We start from the raw sequence: 17,860 nt of genomic DNA, 5'->3' as shown, positions 1-17,860 counted from the left end.
TATAGTATCTATTATTTGTTAGGAGGAAAATAGGTTTGAAGAGGCGTATACTTTTAGTAGTAGGGTTAATAAGTGTTTTAGCTCTTCTAAGTGGATGTACACAGGTCAATGTACCGATTACATCAGAAAGCGAAGGATTTTGGAATTCGTATATTGTCTATCCATTATCACAAGTTATTACATATTTCGCAGAAATTACTGGTGATAACTACGGAATTGCTATTGTATTAGTAACACTTATCATTCGTCTAGCAATATTACCGCTAATGATTAAACAAACAAAGAGCTCGAAAGCAATGCAAGCAATTCAACCTGAAATGAAAGAGTTAAAAGAAAAATATAGTTCAAAAGATCAACAAACCCAACAAAAATTACAGCAAGAAACAATGGCTTTGTTCCAAAAGCATGGAGTTAATCCACTTGCTGGATGTTTCCCATTAATTATTCAAATGCCAATTTTAATTGGTTTCTATCATGCAATTATGAGAACAGAAGAGATCGCTAACCATAGCTTCCTTTGGTTTGATTTAGGAGAAAAGGATCCGTATTATATTCTGCCAATCGTAGCTGGGATTACAACGTTTGTTCAGCAAAAGATGATGATGGCAGGTAATGCTAATCAAAATCCACAAATGGCGATGATGCTCTGGATCATGCCAATTATGATCGTAGTTTTTGCAATTACTTTCCCGGCAGCACTATCATTGTATTGGGTAGTAGGTAACCTATTCATGATTATTCAAACATATTTTGTAAAAGGCCCAGACTTAAAGGCTTTAAAAGATGGGGGAAATAAGAAGTGAGAGAGGTAACTGCTATTGGACTTACCGTCAATGAAGCAGTAGATGAAGCGCTAAGACAATTAGAGGTATCAAAAGAAGAAGTAGAAATCACGATTTTAGATGAGGGAAAAAAGGGATTCTTCGGTTATTTTGGGAAAAGACCTGCTAGCGTTCTAGTAAAACATAGACAAGATCCAATAAAGGAAGCAGCAACTTTTCTTACAAATGTGGTAAAAAAGATGGGAATTGAAGCACAAATTGAAATAAAACAAACTGGTAAAACTGTTTTATTTCAATTATCTGGCGAAAAGATGGCTGTTTTAATTGGCAAGCGAGGGCAAACGTTAAATTCCCTCCAATATTTAACACAGTTAGTTGCTAATCGATACTCGAATTTTTACTTACAAATTGTCATTGATGCTGAAAATTACCGTGAGAGAAGAAAAAACACTCTTAAACAATTAGCTGCTCGTTTAGCAAGACAAGCGATCAGGACTAATAATAGTGTTTCCTTAGAACCGATGCCAGCTTATGAACGGAAAATTATTCATGCAGCTTTAACACAATTCAAAGAAATTAAAACATATTCTGTTGGTGAAGAACCAAATCGCCATTTAGTTATTTCGGTAAAATCTAAGACTAACTCAAAGATGAGTTAGTCTTTTTTTTTACTGTCACTGATATTTTATATTTTTAGTAAAAAGAATGGAGACAGTAAGTAGTAGGAAATATTGTTATTAACATGTGGATAAGTTAAAATGAATAAAGGAATAGGTAGAGGATAATATGTTGTGGATAACAAAGAGGATAATACTTTCGTAAGAATTTAAAATATGCTATCTTTAAATTTTGGTTTGAAGATAGGAGATAAATAAATAGAGCCAGTAGAACCAGATGGAGAAGTAGCAAAAGTTACTAAACCAAATTGGATAATTGCTAGTTTAGATATAGATGAACGGAATATAGAGAGGTGATCGTAAAAAATGGAGTTAGATACAATAGCGGCAATTTCCACTCCTTTAGGTGAAGGGGCAATAGCGATTGTCAGATTAAGTGGAGAAGAAGCAATTGAGATTGCGGATAAACTTTTTAAAACACCTTCAAATAAACGGCTAACCGAAGTTGACTCCCATACTATTCATTACGGTCATATAATAGATCCAACAACAGGCTCTGTTGTGGAGGAAGTTATGCTATCCCTAATGAAGGGGCCAAAGACATTTACAAGAGAAAATGTTGTAGAAATAAATTGTCATGGTGGATTAGTTACCGTTAATAGAGTTTTACAATTAGTCGTGCAAAGTGGTGCACGACTTGCAGAACCTGGAGAGTTTACAAAACGTGCGTTTTTAAATGGTCGTATTGATTTATCTCAAGCAGAGGCTGTAATGGATTTGATTCGCGCAAAAACGGACCGGGCAATGAATGTCGCTTTAGGTCAAATGGAAGGGAAGCTTTCTAAACTCGTACAAAGATTAAGACAGGAAATCCTAGAGACATTAGCACATGTTGAGGTTAATATAGATTACCCCGAGTATGATGATGTTGAAGAAATGACCCATAGTATGTTGATAGAAAAGGCAACTTTAGTCAAAAATGAAATTGATAAGATCCTACAGACATCACAGCAGGGAAAAATTCTAAGAGAAGGCCTATCGACAGTTATCATTGGTAGACCAAACGTTGGGAAATCATCTTTGTTAAATAGCTTAGTACATGAAAATAAAGCGATTGTTACGGATGTTCCTGGAACGACAAGAGATGTAATTGAGGAATATGTCAATGTTCGTGGGGTACCACTTCGATTAGTAGATACAGCAGGAATCCGTGAGACAGAGGATATTGTTGAACGAATTGGGGTTGAACGTTCAAGAAAGGTATTAAAGGAAGCTGAGCTTATCCTCCTTGTTTTAAATTATCATGAAGAACTAACACATGAAGATATCCAACTTTTTGAGGTTGTAAAAGGAATGGACATTATCATCATCGTCAACAAAACAGATCTTGAAAAAAGAATCGATCTTGATCTGGTGAAGGAGCACGCCCTTGGCAGACCAGTCGTTACAACCTCATTGTTAGAGGAAAAAGGAATAGATGAATTAGAAGAAGCAATAAGTTCCTTGTTTTTCGAAGGAAATGTACACAGTAGTGACTTGACATATGTATCAAATTCAAGACATATAGGATTGTTAACAGCTGCACGGACATCCATAACTGATGCATTAGCAGGAATTGAAGCGGGAGTTCCGATTGATATCGTACAAATTGATTTTACACGTTGTTGGGAACAGCTTGGGGAAATAATAGGTGATGCAGTACATGAAAGCTTAATTGATCAATTATTTTCACAATTTTGCTTAGGGAAATAATTAGAGGTAGTGTGCATTGGTTAGCCCTGTTTCGGAAATAATCCTATGGTTAGAGGTAAAAGCTAACCTTAGAGTTTGAAACTAGTAGGAACGAACTTTTAAACAAAGCAGTATAAAAATATCGTTAAAAAAGGAGGGTCATTGATGTCTTATCATGCCGGAGACTATGATGTGATAGTAGTAGGTGCAGGACATGCGGGTTGTGAATCCGCGCTTGCATCTGCAAGAATGGGAGCTAAAACTCTTGTTATCACAATCAATTTAGATATGGTTGCATTTATGCCTTGTAATCCGTCTGTTGGCGGGCCCGCAAAAGGAATTGTTGTAAGAGAGATCGATGCTTTAGGCGGAGAAATGGGTAAAAATATCGATAAAACTCATATTCAAATGAGAATGTTGAATACGGGTAAAGGACCTGCTGTTAGAGCATTACGTGCACAGGCTGACAAATTTGCTTATCAGCATGAAATGAAAAAAACATTAGAAAATGAAAAGAATTTGAACTTACTTCAAGGTATGGTTGACCGATTAGTCATAGAGGACGGAATCTGTAGAGGTGTCGTTACTCAAACTGGTGCACAGTATTCTGCAAAATCAGTTGTGCTAACTACAGGTACCTTCTTAAGAGGAGAAATCATCTTAGGTGACCTAAAATACTCTAGTGGACCAAATAATCAGCAACCTTCAATCAAGTTGTCTGAGCACTTGCAAGAATTAGGTTTTGACTTAGTAAGATTTAAGACCGGGACTCCACCACGTGTCAATGGACAAACGATCGATTACAGCAAGACTGAAATACAACCAGGTGATGATGTTCCACGTGCATTTTCATATGAAACAACCCATTTTATTACAGACCAGCTTCCATGTTGGTTAACATACACCGGAGAAGAAACACATAAAATTATCGATAACAACTTGCACCGTTCACCTATGTATTCAGGAATGATTAAAGGGACAGGTCCCCGTTATTGTCCATCAATTGAAGATAAAGTTGTTCGTTTTAATGATAAACCTAGACATCAAGTATTTTTAGAACCAGAAGGACGAAATACTCAAGAAGTTTATGTTCAGGGACTTTCAACTAGTTTACCTGAAGAAGTGCAACATCAAATCCTGCGAACAATACCAGGTCTAGAAAAGGCTGAAATGATGAGAGCGGGCTATGCAATTGAATATGATGCAATTGTGCCAACTCAACTATGGCCTACTCTTGAAACTAAAAATATCCCATCTTTATTTACAGCTGGGCAAATTAATGGGACATCAGGATATGAAGAAGCTGCAGGACAGGGTATAATGGCTGGTATAAATGCAGCGCGAAAAGCACTAGAAAGAGAAGAGGTTATTTTAAGTCGATCAGATGCATACATAGGTGTTCTAATTGATGACTTAGTAACAAAGGGAACAAGCGAACCGTACCGCTTATTAACTTCAAGGGCTGAATACCGTTTATTATTAAGACATGATAATGCTGATTTACGACTAACAGAAGTGGGTAAAAATATAGGTTTAATTTCAGATGATCGTTTTGAAAAGTTCAAGATAAAAAGACATGCAATTGAACAAGAAAGAGAACGGTTGACATCAATTATTATTAAACCGAACAAAGAAACACAGAATCTTATTGGCTCTGTCGGTGGAAGCGAGCTAAAGGATGGTATTAGGGCATCAGACCTTTTAAAACGCCCAGAGATGACTTATCATCATATCAAACAACTTGTACCTGCAGACTGTGAAATCGATGCCGATGTTGCAGAACAGGTTGAGATCCAAATAAAGTACGAAGGATATATTGAAAAATCACTCCAGCAAGTAGAGAAATTGAAAAAAATGGAGAATAAAAAAATCCCAGAAAATATTGATTACGATGCTATTAACGGATTAGCAACTGAAGCCCGCCAAAAGCTAAAAGCAGTTTTACCTTTATCTGTTGCCCAAGCATCGCGAATAGCGGGAGTAAATCCGGCAGATGTTTCAATCTTGTTGGTGTACCTTGAGCAGGGTAGAATTGCACGTGTTTCTAATCAATAGGCTCTTCTTGATAAATGATTTTTAATAATTACTGATAAAACAATCAATCAATAAGTAAAGAGGTTTTAAAATGGATACTACTTTATTTCAGTCAAGCCTTGCAAAGAAGGGGATTATTCTTTCTTCGCTACAAATGGAACAATTTGATAAATACTTCAATTTATTGGTTGAATGGAATGAAAAAATGAATTTGACATCGATAACGGATAAAAAAGAAGTTTATTTAAAACACTTTTATGATTCAATATCGGCTGCATTTTATTTTGATTTTACAAAACCAATTTCTCTATGTGATGTTGGAGCAGGTGCTGGATTTCCTAGTATCCCGATAAACATTTGTTTTCCGGATATACACATTTCAATAGTTGATTCCTTGCAAAAAAGAATTAACTTCCTATCTCACCTAACGAATGAATTAGGGTTAAAAAATGTAAGACTCTTTCATGACCGTGCTGAAACATTTGGCCAAAATAAAGAGCATAGAGAAACATTTGACGTAGTTACTGCTAGGGCAGTTGCGAGGCTTTCAGTTTTAAGTGAGTTATGTATACCACTAGTAAAAAAGAATGGATACTTTATTGCTATGAAAGCTGCAGCAGCAAAAGAAGAGTTAGAAGCAGGTGAAAAGGCTCTTCAAGTTTTAGGTGGTAAAGTTCAAGAGGTCCATTCATTTGAACTACCTATGGAAAATAGTGAACGAACTGTTTTAATCATTGAAAAAGTAAAAGTAACCCCTAAAAAATATCCTAGAAAACCCGGAACTCCAAATAAGCTTCCGATTGAGTAAATGTTTCATGTGAAACATTTACTAGGACTTTTAAGTATTTTGCAGGAAATAATGATAGAAAAAGAGAATATTACTATTGGTAGTTTTTAAAGGTGGTGTAGTTCATGAAGCATCCATTTTCTCGTTTTTTTGGATTAGGAGAAAAAGAGGCGGAACAAGACGTCGTTGATGAAGTTGTACTAGAAGAGGCTATAGTGGAAGAACCACAACAGAGAGAAGAGGTTAAGAAAATCCTAATCGAGGATATTGTTCCTAATCGCTTCCAACCACGAACCGTGTTTTCTAATGATAAAATTGAAGAATTAGCATTAACAATTCGAACTCATGGGATTATCCAGCCTATCGTAGTTCGAGAAATAGATGGTAAATTTGAAATCATCGCTGGTGAGAGACGCTGGCGTGCTGTGCAGACTTTAGGTTGGGGAGAAATACCGGCAATTGTAAAGGATTTTAATGATACAGAAACAGCAAGTGTTGCTTTAATCGAGAACCTTCAAAGGGAAGAGCTGTCTTCGATAGAAGAAGCTGTAGCATATGCAAAGTTACTTGAATTGCATAACCTTACACAAGAGGCTCTTGCCCAGCGTTTAGGTAAAGGGCAATCAACAATTGCTAATAAACTACGGTTATTAAAACTCCCTCAAGATGTACAGGATGCCCTACTTCAAAAGGTAATTACGGAGCGCCATGCACGTGCACTTATACCTTTAAAGAGTCCTGAACTGCAAGCGAAGCTCTTAGAAGAAATTATCGAGAAGCATCTTAATGTTAAACAAACAGAAGACCGAGTAGTCAAGTTGCTCGAAAAGAATAACGTGAAACCGAAGCCAAAGCGAAAAGCTTTTAGCAGAGATACGAGAATCGCAATGAATACAATTCGCCAATCCCTATCAATGGTAGAGGATACTGGGGTTAAATTAAATACAGAAGAAGAAGAATTTGAGGAATATATTCAGTTAACGATTAAGATTCCAAAGTAAATAAAAATTGCGACTTTCTGATAGAGTGGTCAAGGTAATTAAGTGTAAAAAACTTGGAAGACAAACATTTTATATTTGCCTAATTATTTTATATCTTCATTTTTTTACTACATTTATAATGGTTTCATTTATATATAGTTAAAGAGGCAGCCTATTTTTAGGTGTGCCTTTTTTGGGTTAGATTATACATTAGATCTGTGATAATTAAGCTACAGCATAGATAATTTGATAGGATCAAAAAACTGTAGTCATTTAGTTTAGCGCATTAAATGAACATTTTTTCCTAGGCTCTTTTCTAAAGGTTTGTTGCCTAGTAGCTATTTCACAAGAAAATGTCTGAGGAATTTAACGAATAGAGCATGAAGACAAGCTAAGTAACTAAGAAGTGCTTATAACGGAAAAACAACAATCTTTTGCCAGAACAACTTTATCTTTAAATAAGTAAATTAGCATATTGAAAATACTAAAATACTAGATTTAGAAAAATTTTAAACCTTTCTAGTTGTTTCGTGATAAAATAATAGAAAGCTGTTTTCACAAAGATTGTTGTGATTTTTTTAAAATTACTGTTCTCTTTGCTAAATAAATAGGTCATTTTCTGATATAGAATCATTATTTATTCAGAAAAAAACAAAAAGTCAGTTTTTTTGATTTACGTGCACAACTTTTTGAAAAGAGCCTAATAGTATGAATATCCATTCAATAGGTTTATATTGAACTGTATAATGTAAAAAGTGAAATTTTACAACAACTTGTTCCGTATGTCTAATCTCTATTGGTATAAATGCATATACAATGTCGTTTTGTATATAGCTTTAAAGCCAAGATATATTTTAAACAAAGTCTTCTCACATGAAGCCTATGTTTTTTGTCTAACTCTAGGTACCATCGACTCGAGGGAAAATGGAATTCTTTTTTCCTAGCGCATAAGCCGATAGAGGGCGCCTTGCGTTTTGCTTATTTGATTTTATGTTTAATGAAAGCAGGTGACATCGTGGGAAAGATCATTGCCATTGCAAACCAAAAAGGGGGAGTTGGTAAAACAACTACTTCAGTAAATTTAGGTGCTTGCTTAGCATACATCGGTAAACGAGTGCTTCTCGTCGATGTTGACCCACAAGGTAATGCAACAAGTGGTATTGGAATTGAAAAGGCCCTTGTTGAGCATTGCATATATGATATTTTAGTAGATGATGTTGATGTATTGGATGTTATCAAACAAACTGCAGTTGAAAACTTAGATATTATTCCCGCTACCATTCAGTTAGCAGGTGCAGAAATAGAGCTTGTGCCAACTATTTCAAGAGAGGTTAGATTGAAAAGGGCATTGGAATCAGTTAAACATCACTATGATTATATGATCATTGATTGCCCTCCTTCACTAGGGTTACTTACGATTAATGCATTAACAGCATCTGATGCTGTTTTAATACCAGTTCAATGTGAATACTACGCATTAGAAGGTTTAAGCCAATTGTTAAATACTGTCCGTCTTGTTCAAAAACACTTGAATACAGATTTAATGATTGAAGGTGTGTTATTAACAATGCTTGATGCTAGAACTAATCTCGGTATTCAAGTTATTGAAGAAGTGAAGAAGTACTTTCAGGATAAGGTTTATAAAACGATCATTCCTAGAAATATTCGTTTAAGTGAAGCACCAAGTCATGGCCAACCCATTATCATTTATGATCCAAGATCTAGAGGAGCAGAAGTTTATTTAGATTTGGCAAAGGAAGTGGTAGTTAATGGCTAGAGGGCTAGGTAAAGGGTTGAATGTAGGAAAAGGTCTCAATGCCTTTTTTCCAGATATAAAGGTGGCAAAGGAAGAAACGATCCAAGAGATAGATTTAAAGGATATTCGTCCGAACCCATACCAACCTCGAAAAACCTTTGATGAGGATGCAATTAATGAACTTAAAGAATCTATCCTACAGCATGGAATTGTCCAACCTATTATTGTAAGGAAAAGTATAAAGGGCTTTGAGATTGTAGCAGGAGAACGTCGTTTTCGTGCTGCTAAAGAGGCGGAATTCCTTACTATTCCTTCGGTTATAAGGGATCTAACTGAGCAGCAAATGATGGAATTAGCCTTATTAGAGAACTTACAACGCGAAGATTTGTCACCAATTGAAGAAGCGCAAGCGTATCAGATGTTAATGGAACATTTAAACTTCACTCAAGAGGCATTGTCAAAACGTTTAGGGAAAAGTCGACCTCATATTGCCAACCACGTTAGACTTCTAACATTACCGAGACAGATTCAACAACTTATTTCTGAGGGAAAGCTATCAATGGGACATGGGCGAACCCTGTTAGGTTTAAAGAAGAAAGATATGTTAAACCCTCTTGTTGATAAAATTATTAAAGAACAATTAAATGTCCGTCAAGTAGAAGCATTAATTCAAGAATTAAATAATAATGTTCCACGTGAAACAAATAAGAAAAAGCCAGAAAAAGATGTTTTTATAAAAGAGCGTGAGTCTTATTTACAGGAATATTTTGGAACATCTGTAACAATCAAAAAACAAAAGAAAAAGGGGAAAATTGAAATTGAATTTTTCTCTCAGGATGATTTAGATCGGATTTTAGAATTGTTAGAAGCGAAACAATCATCCTAAGATAGTTGATTATTGACTGGCTCTTTTAAAGAGTCAGTCCTTTTTACTGTATTAGCAGAATTATAGATGTTTCTTCGTGTGTCCTTTATCTTAAATAAGGTTCTCCATCCATACAGCGCTAAATGGTACCTATGTAATGAGATAAAGATTAATCCCCACAAACATAGGTAACACCTTGCTTAAGAGTTATCTAACAGAGTTAAAGATGCGACAAACTTTTAGAAACGCTATTTTCGCAAAGATTGGTTTTTTCGTAATAAGTAAATATTTACAAATTCAGCCTATCTTCGTGCTCTTTTCGTTAAATTACTCTGATATCTCCTCTGGAGATCGCTTCAATTTAGATAATAAAAATCCAAAAGCCGATTTTTATTCGTACTAGAGCAACAAACTTATAGAAAAGATCCTTATTAAAAGAAAGGTGGATCATGAGTGGTCTTATTTGGAAGCATTATGAATGCCTTAGGAATTATTATTGGAACCTTAATCGGTTTGTTACTTAGAAAAATACCTGAACAAATGAAACAAACTGTCATGATGACGATTGGTCTATCAGTTGTCGTTTTAGGTATTGATATGGCATTGAGTAGCAATGACTTTTTTATCGTCATAGTTAGTTTAGTAGTAGGTACTGTTATAGGTGAGTTAATAAAGATTGAGGATCACCTACATCATATGGGGAATGCGCTTGAGCGTAAAATAGGTAACTCTCAAAATGGAAACATTGCTCAAGGATTTGTAAATGCGACGTTAATATTTGTTGTTGGTGCTATGGCAATAGTTGGAGCACTTGATAGTGGTTTGAGACAGGATCATTCAATTTTGTTAACAAAATCAATGATTGACGGCTTTACAAGCATTGTATTAGCAAGTACTCTTGGTGTCGGTGTGTTATTTTCTGCTTTACCTGTCTTTGTTTATCAAGGCGGTATTGCTTTATTCTCCGATAGCATCCATCAGTTTTTATCAGACTCATTATTGGAACTTTTAATTGCTGAGTTAACTGCAACTGGTGGTGTATTAATTTTAGCGATAGGAATTAATTTGTTAGGGATTAAACAGATTCGAGTAGCTAATATGCTGCCAAGTATATTAATCGTTACAGGTATTATCATTATCCAATACATCTGGAGATAACTTTAGCCGAACACTGCATGTACGTGAGCAGTGTTTTTTTACTAGTGTTTTATAAAAGTAGTATCAATTCTTAACTAAAGACATGGAGGAAGATAACAGAGTTAATAACCAGGGTAAAGAGATTAATCTGTATTCGTATATAGCAGGGAATCTTGCTTTTTTAACCAATCTCTCCGTACTGAGAGGCGCTTTTCGCAATGTGATTTCTCAGCTTTCATGATACCTTTGGAAATAATGTCAGCCATACTCATGACAAGATGCAAACGAGTATTTTGTAATACGAAGAACTCCATAAAGCCACTAACATTGACAATACCTGTAATATGCATATCTCCAACAGCTGGTAACTCCTTGTTTACACCAGCACCTGGTTTAATTGATCCTTCGGCTACTTGAATAAATCCTACACTTTTTAACCGACCGAGGCATGCATCTATTGCAATAATAAATGGATTTTTATGTTTCTCTTTGATATAGGTAAGTGTTTCTTCTAAATTAACGGCGTGAACAGGATCCTTCAATGTCCCATATACATGGAATTGTGATAACTCTGCTTGTATATTGGAGCCTATCAATGGGCCTAAACTGTCTCCAGTAGACCGATCAGTTCCAATGCAAATAATTACGATGGGTTTAATATAAAGTTTTGGTAGGTTTTCGAGAAGATGTTCGGATAATAACTGTATGGCTTGTTGGTCCTCATAGAAAATTCGATTATCCTTTTTATCTGATTGGAAAAGTCCTGATTTTAGATTCATAGATTTCACTCCCACATCATAGTAGTAACAGTATACGGAAGAAAGTTCATTTCTATACATGTTCGTTATAAAATAGGACAGCCTTAAGAGGTGAGTGAAGGGTGAAAGCTGGATTAAAGTGGATGTTTTTAATTTTAGGGACAATCATTGGGGCAGGGTATGCATCAGGAAGGGAGATATGGGAATTTTTCGGATTTGAAAGTGGACTTGCCATTTGTATATTTACAGTTGTTTTTATTATATCAGTATATGTTGTGATGAAAATTAGCTATGAAGAGAAGTCTCAACATTTCTTTCATGTTTTAGAAAGATTAGTAGGTAGAAAACTTTCATATGTTTACGATGTCTTAATTGTCTTGTATTTATTTTCAACAACAATTGTAATGATAGCAGGAGGTGGGGCAACACTCGAGGCATTTTCAGTTCCGTATTGGGCGGGGATATTATTCTTTGCTGTGCTATTAGTCCTCCTTTTTTTAGGCAGTACAAATGGAATTATTAGACTGAATGTAATTATTATTCCATTGCTTGTTATAGGGTTGTTTTATGCATTGTTGTCATTTAACTTTTCAAATCACCATGCTTGGGTATTGGACATGACGAAGCAGTATAATTGGCCAGCAGCATTTACCTTTACGTCATTGAATATATTACCGTTGATTGCTGTACTATCAGCTGTTGGAAAGGAAATAAAAGATCTTAAAGAAGCTAAAATTGCAAGTATAGGTAGCGGAGTTATCCTCGGTTCCATATCATTTGTTTATAATGAAACATTGGTTCAAATGGCTGACTATTTAGCAGAATATGAAATCCCATTATTTGCAATTTTAAAAGGATCGCCATTTGCCGTTTTCCTATTTATGTCTGTCATGCTTTGGCTAGCGATTTATACGACTGCGGTGTCGGGGATTTTTGGACTCGCCTCACGATTTAAAGAACATCTGAATTTGCCCTTTTGGTTAATGGCTTTAATCCTAGTATTGCTAATGATTCCATTTACTCGTTTTGGATTTGCAAATCTAGTGGCTATTTTATATCCTTTATATGGATTGATAAATCTGTATTTATTAGTAAGGATTTTGCTTTTTCCATTGATGAATCGTTATACCACTAAATAGTGACAGTAAGCTGAATCATTATCTTCCTTTAGGGAGTATAGTGTTTCAGCTTTTTTACGATGATACATAGTTTTTTTTTGATTAGTGATTGAATGATCTGTTTTAAATACTAAATGGCTGTTAATAAACTAAAAGTCTTGATAGTCTATAGAAATGGTATACGAAAAAATGCATTTTGCTGTTTTTCGTAATATGCCCTGCTATTTGGGCTCTTATCGCTTAATTACTTCGCTTTATTTTTTAAAATAATTCTAATTATACAGGTTAAATCCAAAACCCAAATTTTTAAAAATTTAAAACGGGTTAGTAAAGGAAATCAATTTACATATAGCGTATAATAAGCTATAAAAATAGTTTAGGTATTGCTTTTGCAAATGCTTATTTTCTAGCAAAGTAGTTGAAATCTGATTGATTACTTCGTACAGTATAAAAAATTGAATTAACATGAAATTGAGATTAAGTAAAATAGAAAAAGGTGAGAACTTGAATTTTATTGAAAATATGTGGAATGAAGTATTAGCATATATTACAGATGCAGTTTTATGGATAGCATTAGGAAAAGGATTTTTACAAGTAATCTTAATTTTGTTTGTTTCAACAATTTTCATACGAATAGGGAAAATTGCTATTAACAAAGCATTTTTATTTCGAGGGAAATCACCTATTCGTATTTCAGAGAGACGTGAAAATACACTTTCTAAATTACTGGAAAATATATTAACATACGTTGTATATTTTATTGCAATTATTATGGTATTAGAAACATTAGGTTTAGAAATAGGAGCATTATTAGCAAGTGCCGGAATAATCGGACTTGCGGTAGGATTTGGGGCTCAGAATCTTGTGAAGGATATCATTACAGGCTTTTTCATTATCTTTGAGGATCAGTTCTCTGTGGGGGATTATGTCCGTATTGGTAGTTTTGAAGGTACAGTTGAGGAGATAGGATTAAGAACCACGAAAGTAAAGAATTGGACAGGGGAACTTCATATTTTACCTAATGGTAGTATTGTTGAAGTAACGAATTTCTCAATTCATAATAGTATTGCTGTTGTAGATGTAAGTATTTCCTTTGAGACTGATATACCAGAAGCTGAGCATGTAATCCAAGAGTTATTACTACGACTTCCAGATAAATATGAAGAGATTGTAAGTCCACCTGAACTATTAGGTATTCAAACTTTAGGAGCATCAGAGGTTATTCTACGGGTGGTTTGTGAAGTTAAACCAATGAGTCATTTTCATATAGCAAGAATGCTTAGAAAAGATATAAAAATGAGCTTAGATGAAAATGGAATAGAAATTCCATACCCACGAATGGTTATGTACAACCGTAAGGAAGAACTAGGGTAAGATTGGAGGAGATTGCACATGATCGATAAGGAATTTGGCCTAAATGATATTGTTGAAATGAAGAAACAGCATCCATGTGGAGCAAATCGTTGGAAAATTATTCGAATGGGAATGGATGTACGCATAAAGTGTGAGGGCTGCGGGCATAGTGTGTTAATTCCTCGACGTGATTTTGCAAGAAAAATGAAAAGAATTCTAATAAAGCACGAAGAAACAGCAGAGTAAATGGTAGGAGATATAGCAATGAAACAAGTAGTTAAGTCGTCATGTCCTTTGAACTGTTGGGATAGCTGCGGGTTTGAAGTCACGGTAGAAAATGGGAAAGTGACAAAGGTAGAGGGTGATAAAGATCATCCTATCACTCAAGGGAAAATTTGTGGCCGAGGAAGAATGCTAGAAACAAAGACTAATTCTCTAGAACGTTTAACAACTCCTTTAAAAAAGGTAAATGGAGAATTTAAAGCTATTTCATGGGATCAAGCACTAAATGAAATTGCAGAAAAAATGATGATAGTTAAAAAAGAGCACGGATCAACTGCAGTATTACACAGCCATGATTATGCAAACAATGGGCTGTTAAAAAATTTGGATCAGCGCTTTTTTAATAGCTATGGTGGTGTAACAAGTTTAGTTGGTAGTATTTGCTGGGGCTCTGGTATAGAGGCACAAACATGGGATTTTGGTGATTCATTTAGTCATGCTCCTGATGATCTATCCAACAGTAAGCATATTGTGATTTGGGGAAGAAATGTTGCTAGAACGAATATGCACCTTTTTCAACAACTACAAGCTGCGAAAAGAAGAGGATCAACAATCACTGTAATCGATCCCATCTATAATGCAACAGCTAAAATCGCCAATACCTATCTTTCGATAAAACCTGGTATGGATGGTTTGTTGGCAATTGGAATTATGAAGTACTTAATAGCTGAACAAAAGCATGATCAACTATTTATTGATAAACATACCAGTGGTTTCAATGACCTTATCGCATTATTGAACAGTATTCCGATGGAAGATGTATTAATAAAGGCTGAAGTAGCATATGAAGATATTAAAAATGTGGCTGATATTTATAGTAATGGACCAACCTCCACCTTTTTAGGCCTAGGGATGCAAAGATATACAAATGGTGGGAATACGATCCGCTTAATTGATGCGCTTGTTGCAATAAGTGGAAATGTTGGAATAGCTGGAGGGGGTGCAAACTTCGGTAACTTACAGGTAGGTAAAAGCTTTAACTTACAAGCTCTCAAATTAGCAGATAAAAAAACACCATCAAGAGAATTTACAATGATGGAACAGGCTAATCAAATTTTAGAGGCAAAGAATCCTGAAATTAAAATGATTTTTGTCACTTGTGGAAACCCGCTATCACAGGTTCCAAATACATCTAAAGTGAAACAAGCCTTTGAATCTGTAGAAACACTAGTAGTTGTTGATCACTTTTTAACAGATACAGCCGGAATTGCAGACTATGTGTTACCAACGACCACTGTTTTTGAAGAAGAGGATATTTACTATTCTTCAATGTATCATCACTATGTGAATTATGGTGAGAAGCTAGTTGAACCTCCTAAAGAGGCAAAGTCTGACTTGTGGATATGGACCCAACTTGCGGAAAAGTTAGGTTTTGCAGAAGATTTTAGCTACTCTCGAACAGAATTTTTGGAAATGGGACTCACTTCTCTAAATAAGGGTGGAATAACGCTTGAACGATTAAAGCAAGAGAAGAGGCTACCATTGCCAGTGAGTGATGTTCCTTGGAATACGGGACAGTTTTTAACACCAAGTGGTAAATTTGAGTTTACATCATCTCTTGCAGAAACGAAGGGTTATCAAGGTAAACCAAGCTATCACCCTCCAAAAGAGTCTAGCCTTTCAAATAGTCAATTGGCTGAAAAATACCCATACCAGCTGCTTTCAATTCATCCATTACGATCAAATCACTCACAGCACTATTTACTTATTGACGCCTTACAGGTTGTGAAAATTGAAGTATCAAAAGACATTGCTAGTGAGAAGGAATTATTAGATGGTGAAAAGGTAGAGATTTATAATGACAGAGGACGTCTGGAAGGAAAAGTTAAGATAATGGACAGAGCTCACCCTCGAACAATTAACGTTGATGAAGGCCAATGGCATAAATTTGGTGGTTCTGTAAACTTGCTTACTCCAGATGGAATCTCAGATAATGGACAAGGCAGTGTAGTATATGATTGCTTAGTTACAATTAAAAAAGCAAAAAAATAGGGAGGGGCATATAGTCTCTCTATCTTTTTTATGTTAGCAATCTTCGTCTCTTTTAGCGTCTATCCGTACCCTTTTTTCTTGAATTCACTTAAATTGTACGATAATTAATTTAAAACCAATAAACTTTTAGAAAAGAGCCTAGCAGAATCAGAAGGCTAGTTCAAGATATTAGCTGACTAGCTTGTCTTTTATCTATTTACTATCTATAATTGGTGGGTATTGGTTAGATTTCGGACTGAATGATTTGGGACAATGAACCTTCATTTTTTCAGATATTAAATGCTAGTGAGAATTAGATAGTTTTTTTAAATAGAGGAGTGGGAATATGGCATTAACTGCTGGTATTGTAGGTCTTCCTAACGTAGGGAAGTCGACATTATTTAACGCAATTACACAAGCTGGTGCTGAATCAGCAAACTATCCATTTTGTACAATTGATCCAAATGTTGGGATTGTTGAGGTTCCAGATGAGCGTTTACAAAAGCTAACAGAGCTTGTTAAACCTAAAAAAACAATACCTACAGCATTTGAATTTACTGATATAGCAGGAATTGTAAAAGGTGCAAGTAAGGGTGAAGGACTAGGAAATAAGTTCCTTTCACACATTCGTCAAGTAGATGCAATCTGCCATGTTGTTCGTTGTTTTGCTGACGAAAACATTACGCATGTATCTGGAAAGGTTGACCCGATTTCAGATATTGAAACAATCAACCTTGAATTGATTTTAGCGGATTTAGAAACGGTTGAAAAACGGATTGATCGTGTAGCTAAGCTTGCAAAACAAAAAGATAAGACAGCGGTTTACGAACACGAGATATTAGCGAAATTATTAGAAGCGTTTGAAAGTGAAAAACCTGCTCGTTCTGTAGAGTTTACTGAAGAACAAATCAAACTCGTAAAGGGTTTACATTTGTTGACATCAAAACCGATTTTATATGTAGCTAACGTTAGTGAAGAAGAGGTTGCCTCATCATCTGATAACCCTTATGTTCAACAAGTACGTGAATTTGCTGCTGGCGAAAATGCTGAAGTAATCGTTATTTGTGCGAAAATCGAATCTGAGATTGTTGAGCTTGAAGGGGAAGAAAAGGAAATGTTCCTCGAAGAGCTTGGAATTGAAGAGTCTGGTCTAGATCAATTGATAAAAGCATCTTATCATTTACTAGGATTGGCGACATACTTTACCGCTGGTGAACAAGAAGTTCGTGCTTGGACGTTTAAAAAAGGAATGAAAGCACCTCAATGTGCTGGGATTATTCATACAGACTTTGAAAGAGGATTTATCCGCGCAGAAATTATTTCATATGAAGACTTGTTATCAGCTAAGACAATGGGTGCCGCACGTGAGGCTGGCAACGTTCGTTTAGAAGGTAAAGAATATATTGTTAAAGATGGCGATGTTATTCATTTTAGATTTAATGTATAACTAGATTTTGAAGAATTTATCCTTTTTTACTTAGTTTGGTGTCTAGCTCCAGGCGCATCGGCTCGAGGCATAAGCCAACCCGTCCAAAAGGTTAAAGAGCAACCTTTCAGCCGGCTTGTCTTATGCTTGTCGCCGATAAGCAGGCGCCTTCCGCTTTTCGAAGTGTCTAGCTCCAGAGCCTAGCCCCTCGAGTCATAAGCCACTAATGAATTGAAGGAAAGGACACCTTCATTTCATTAGTA

Annotated in this window: 15 protein-coding genes; 14 read left to right on the top strand and 1 reads right to left on the bottom strand. The window is 35.5% G+C overall.

Annotated features, from left to right (window positions below; translation table 11 throughout):
• The first annotated feature begins 29 nt into the window (after positions 1–29).
• The 9 genes from spoIIIJ (at position 30) to AC6CHR_RS24130 (ending at position 10,710) form a co-directional block, all read left to right on the top strand.
• The gene (gene spoIIIJ / locus AC6CHR_RS24170; RefSeq protein ID WP_498251730.1) at positions 30–803 is read left to right on the top strand and encodes a YidC family membrane integrase SpoIIIJ; all 774 of its coding nucleotides are present in this window, start codon (positions 30–32) and stop codon (positions 801–803) included.
• Positions 800–1,441 (top strand): RNA-binding cell elongation regulator Jag/EloR, encoded by a 642-nt coding sequence (jag, locus tag AC6CHR_RS24165; protein WP_498251714.1) that lies wholly within the window; start codon positions 800–802, stop codon positions 1,439–1,441. Before spoIIIJ ends, jag begins: the two co-directional genes overlap by 4 nt.
• A 324-nt stretch (positions 1,442–1,765) precedes the next feature.
• A complete protein-coding gene (gene mnmE / locus AC6CHR_RS24160) occupies positions 1,766–3,151 on the top strand; it encodes a tRNA uridine-5-carboxymethylaminomethyl(34) synthesis GTPase MnmE (protein WP_498251713.1) in 1,386 nt (461 codons plus the stop codon).
• A 144-nt stretch (positions 3,152–3,295) separates the two neighbouring features.
• Positions 3,296–5,185, top strand: a complete 1,890-nt coding sequence (gene mnmG, locus AC6CHR_RS24155) for a tRNA uridine-5-carboxymethylaminomethyl(34) synthesis enzyme MnmG (RefSeq protein WP_498251712.1) — start codon at positions 3,296–3,298, stop codon at positions 5,183–5,185.
• Positions 5,186–5,255: 70 nt separating this feature from the next.
• Positions 5,256–5,972, top strand: a complete 717-nt coding sequence (gene rsmG / locus AC6CHR_RS24150) for a 16S rRNA (guanine(527)-N(7))-methyltransferase RsmG (RefSeq protein WP_498251711.1) — start codon at positions 5,256–5,258, stop codon at positions 5,970–5,972.
• 104 nt (positions 5,973–6,076) lie between these two features.
• Positions 6,077–6,952: a nucleoid occlusion protein gene (gene noc, locus AC6CHR_RS24145; protein WP_498251710.1), complete on the top strand. Its 876-nt coding sequence runs from the start codon at positions 6,077–6,079 to the stop codon at positions 6,950–6,952.
• 994 nt (positions 6,953–7,946) lie between these two features.
• Positions 7,947–8,708, top strand: a complete 762-nt coding sequence (locus AC6CHR_RS24140; RefSeq protein WP_498251729.1) for a ParA family protein — start codon at positions 7,947–7,949, stop codon at positions 8,706–8,708.
• Positions 8,701–9,573 (top strand): ParB/RepB/Spo0J family partition protein, encoded by an 873-nt coding sequence (locus tag AC6CHR_RS24135; protein WP_498251709.1) that lies wholly within the window; start codon positions 8,701–8,703, stop codon positions 9,571–9,573. The genes AC6CHR_RS24140 and AC6CHR_RS24135 overlap by 8 nt, the downstream gene beginning before the upstream one ends.
• A gap of 432 nt (positions 9,574–10,005) precedes the next feature.
• Positions 10,006–10,710 carry a DUF554 domain-containing protein gene (locus tag AC6CHR_RS24130; RefSeq protein WP_498251708.1) on the top strand — a complete coding sequence of 235 codons (705 nt, stop codon included), beginning with the start codon at positions 10,006–10,008 and terminating at the stop codon, positions 10,708–10,710.
• Between the two features lie 122 nt (positions 10,711–10,832).
• On the opposite strand, the gene yyaC is transcribed toward AC6CHR_RS24130, so the two are convergent.
• The gene (gene yyaC / locus AC6CHR_RS24125; protein ID WP_498251707.1) at positions 10,833–11,468 is read right to left on the bottom strand and encodes a spore protease YyaC; all 636 of its coding nucleotides are present in this window, start codon (positions 11,466–11,468) and stop codon (positions 10,833–10,835) included.
• Positions 11,469–11,590: 122 nt separating this feature from the next.
• Between yyaC and AC6CHR_RS24120 the strand changes: the two genes are divergently transcribed.
• From AC6CHR_RS24120 to ychF, 5 genes are all read left to right on the top strand, one after another.
• The gene (locus AC6CHR_RS24120) at positions 11,591–12,586 is read left to right on the top strand and encodes a YkvI family membrane protein (RefSeq protein WP_498251728.1); all 996 of its coding nucleotides are present in this window, start codon (positions 11,591–11,593) and stop codon (positions 12,584–12,586) included.
• A gap of 483 nt (positions 12,587–13,069) precedes the next feature.
• Positions 13,070–13,939 (top strand): mechanosensitive ion channel family protein, encoded by an 870-nt coding sequence (locus AC6CHR_RS24115; protein WP_498251727.1) that lies wholly within the window; start codon positions 13,070–13,072, stop codon positions 13,937–13,939.
• Positions 13,940–13,957: 18 nt separating this feature from the next.
• On the top strand, positions 13,958–14,164 hold the full coding sequence (locus AC6CHR_RS24110) for a DUF951 domain-containing protein (RefSeq protein WP_498251706.1): 207 nt from the start codon (positions 13,958–13,960) through the stop codon (positions 14,162–14,164).
• Between the two features lie 18 nt (positions 14,165–14,182).
• Positions 14,183–16,192, top strand: coding sequence for a molybdopterin-dependent oxidoreductase (locus AC6CHR_RS24105; RefSeq protein ID WP_498251705.1), 2,010 nt, complete (start codon positions 14,183–14,185; stop codon positions 16,190–16,192).
• A gap of 325 nt (positions 16,193–16,517) precedes the next feature.
• A complete protein-coding gene (ychF, locus tag AC6CHR_RS24100) occupies positions 16,518–17,618 on the top strand; it encodes a redox-regulated ATPase YchF (RefSeq protein ID WP_498251704.1) in 1,101 nt (366 codons plus the stop codon).
• Positions 17,619–17,860: the final 242 nt, after the last annotated feature.

The organism is Metabacillus sp. GQ13 (assembly GCF_059758525.1).
This window is presented reverse-complemented; position numbering and strand designations above follow the sequence as displayed.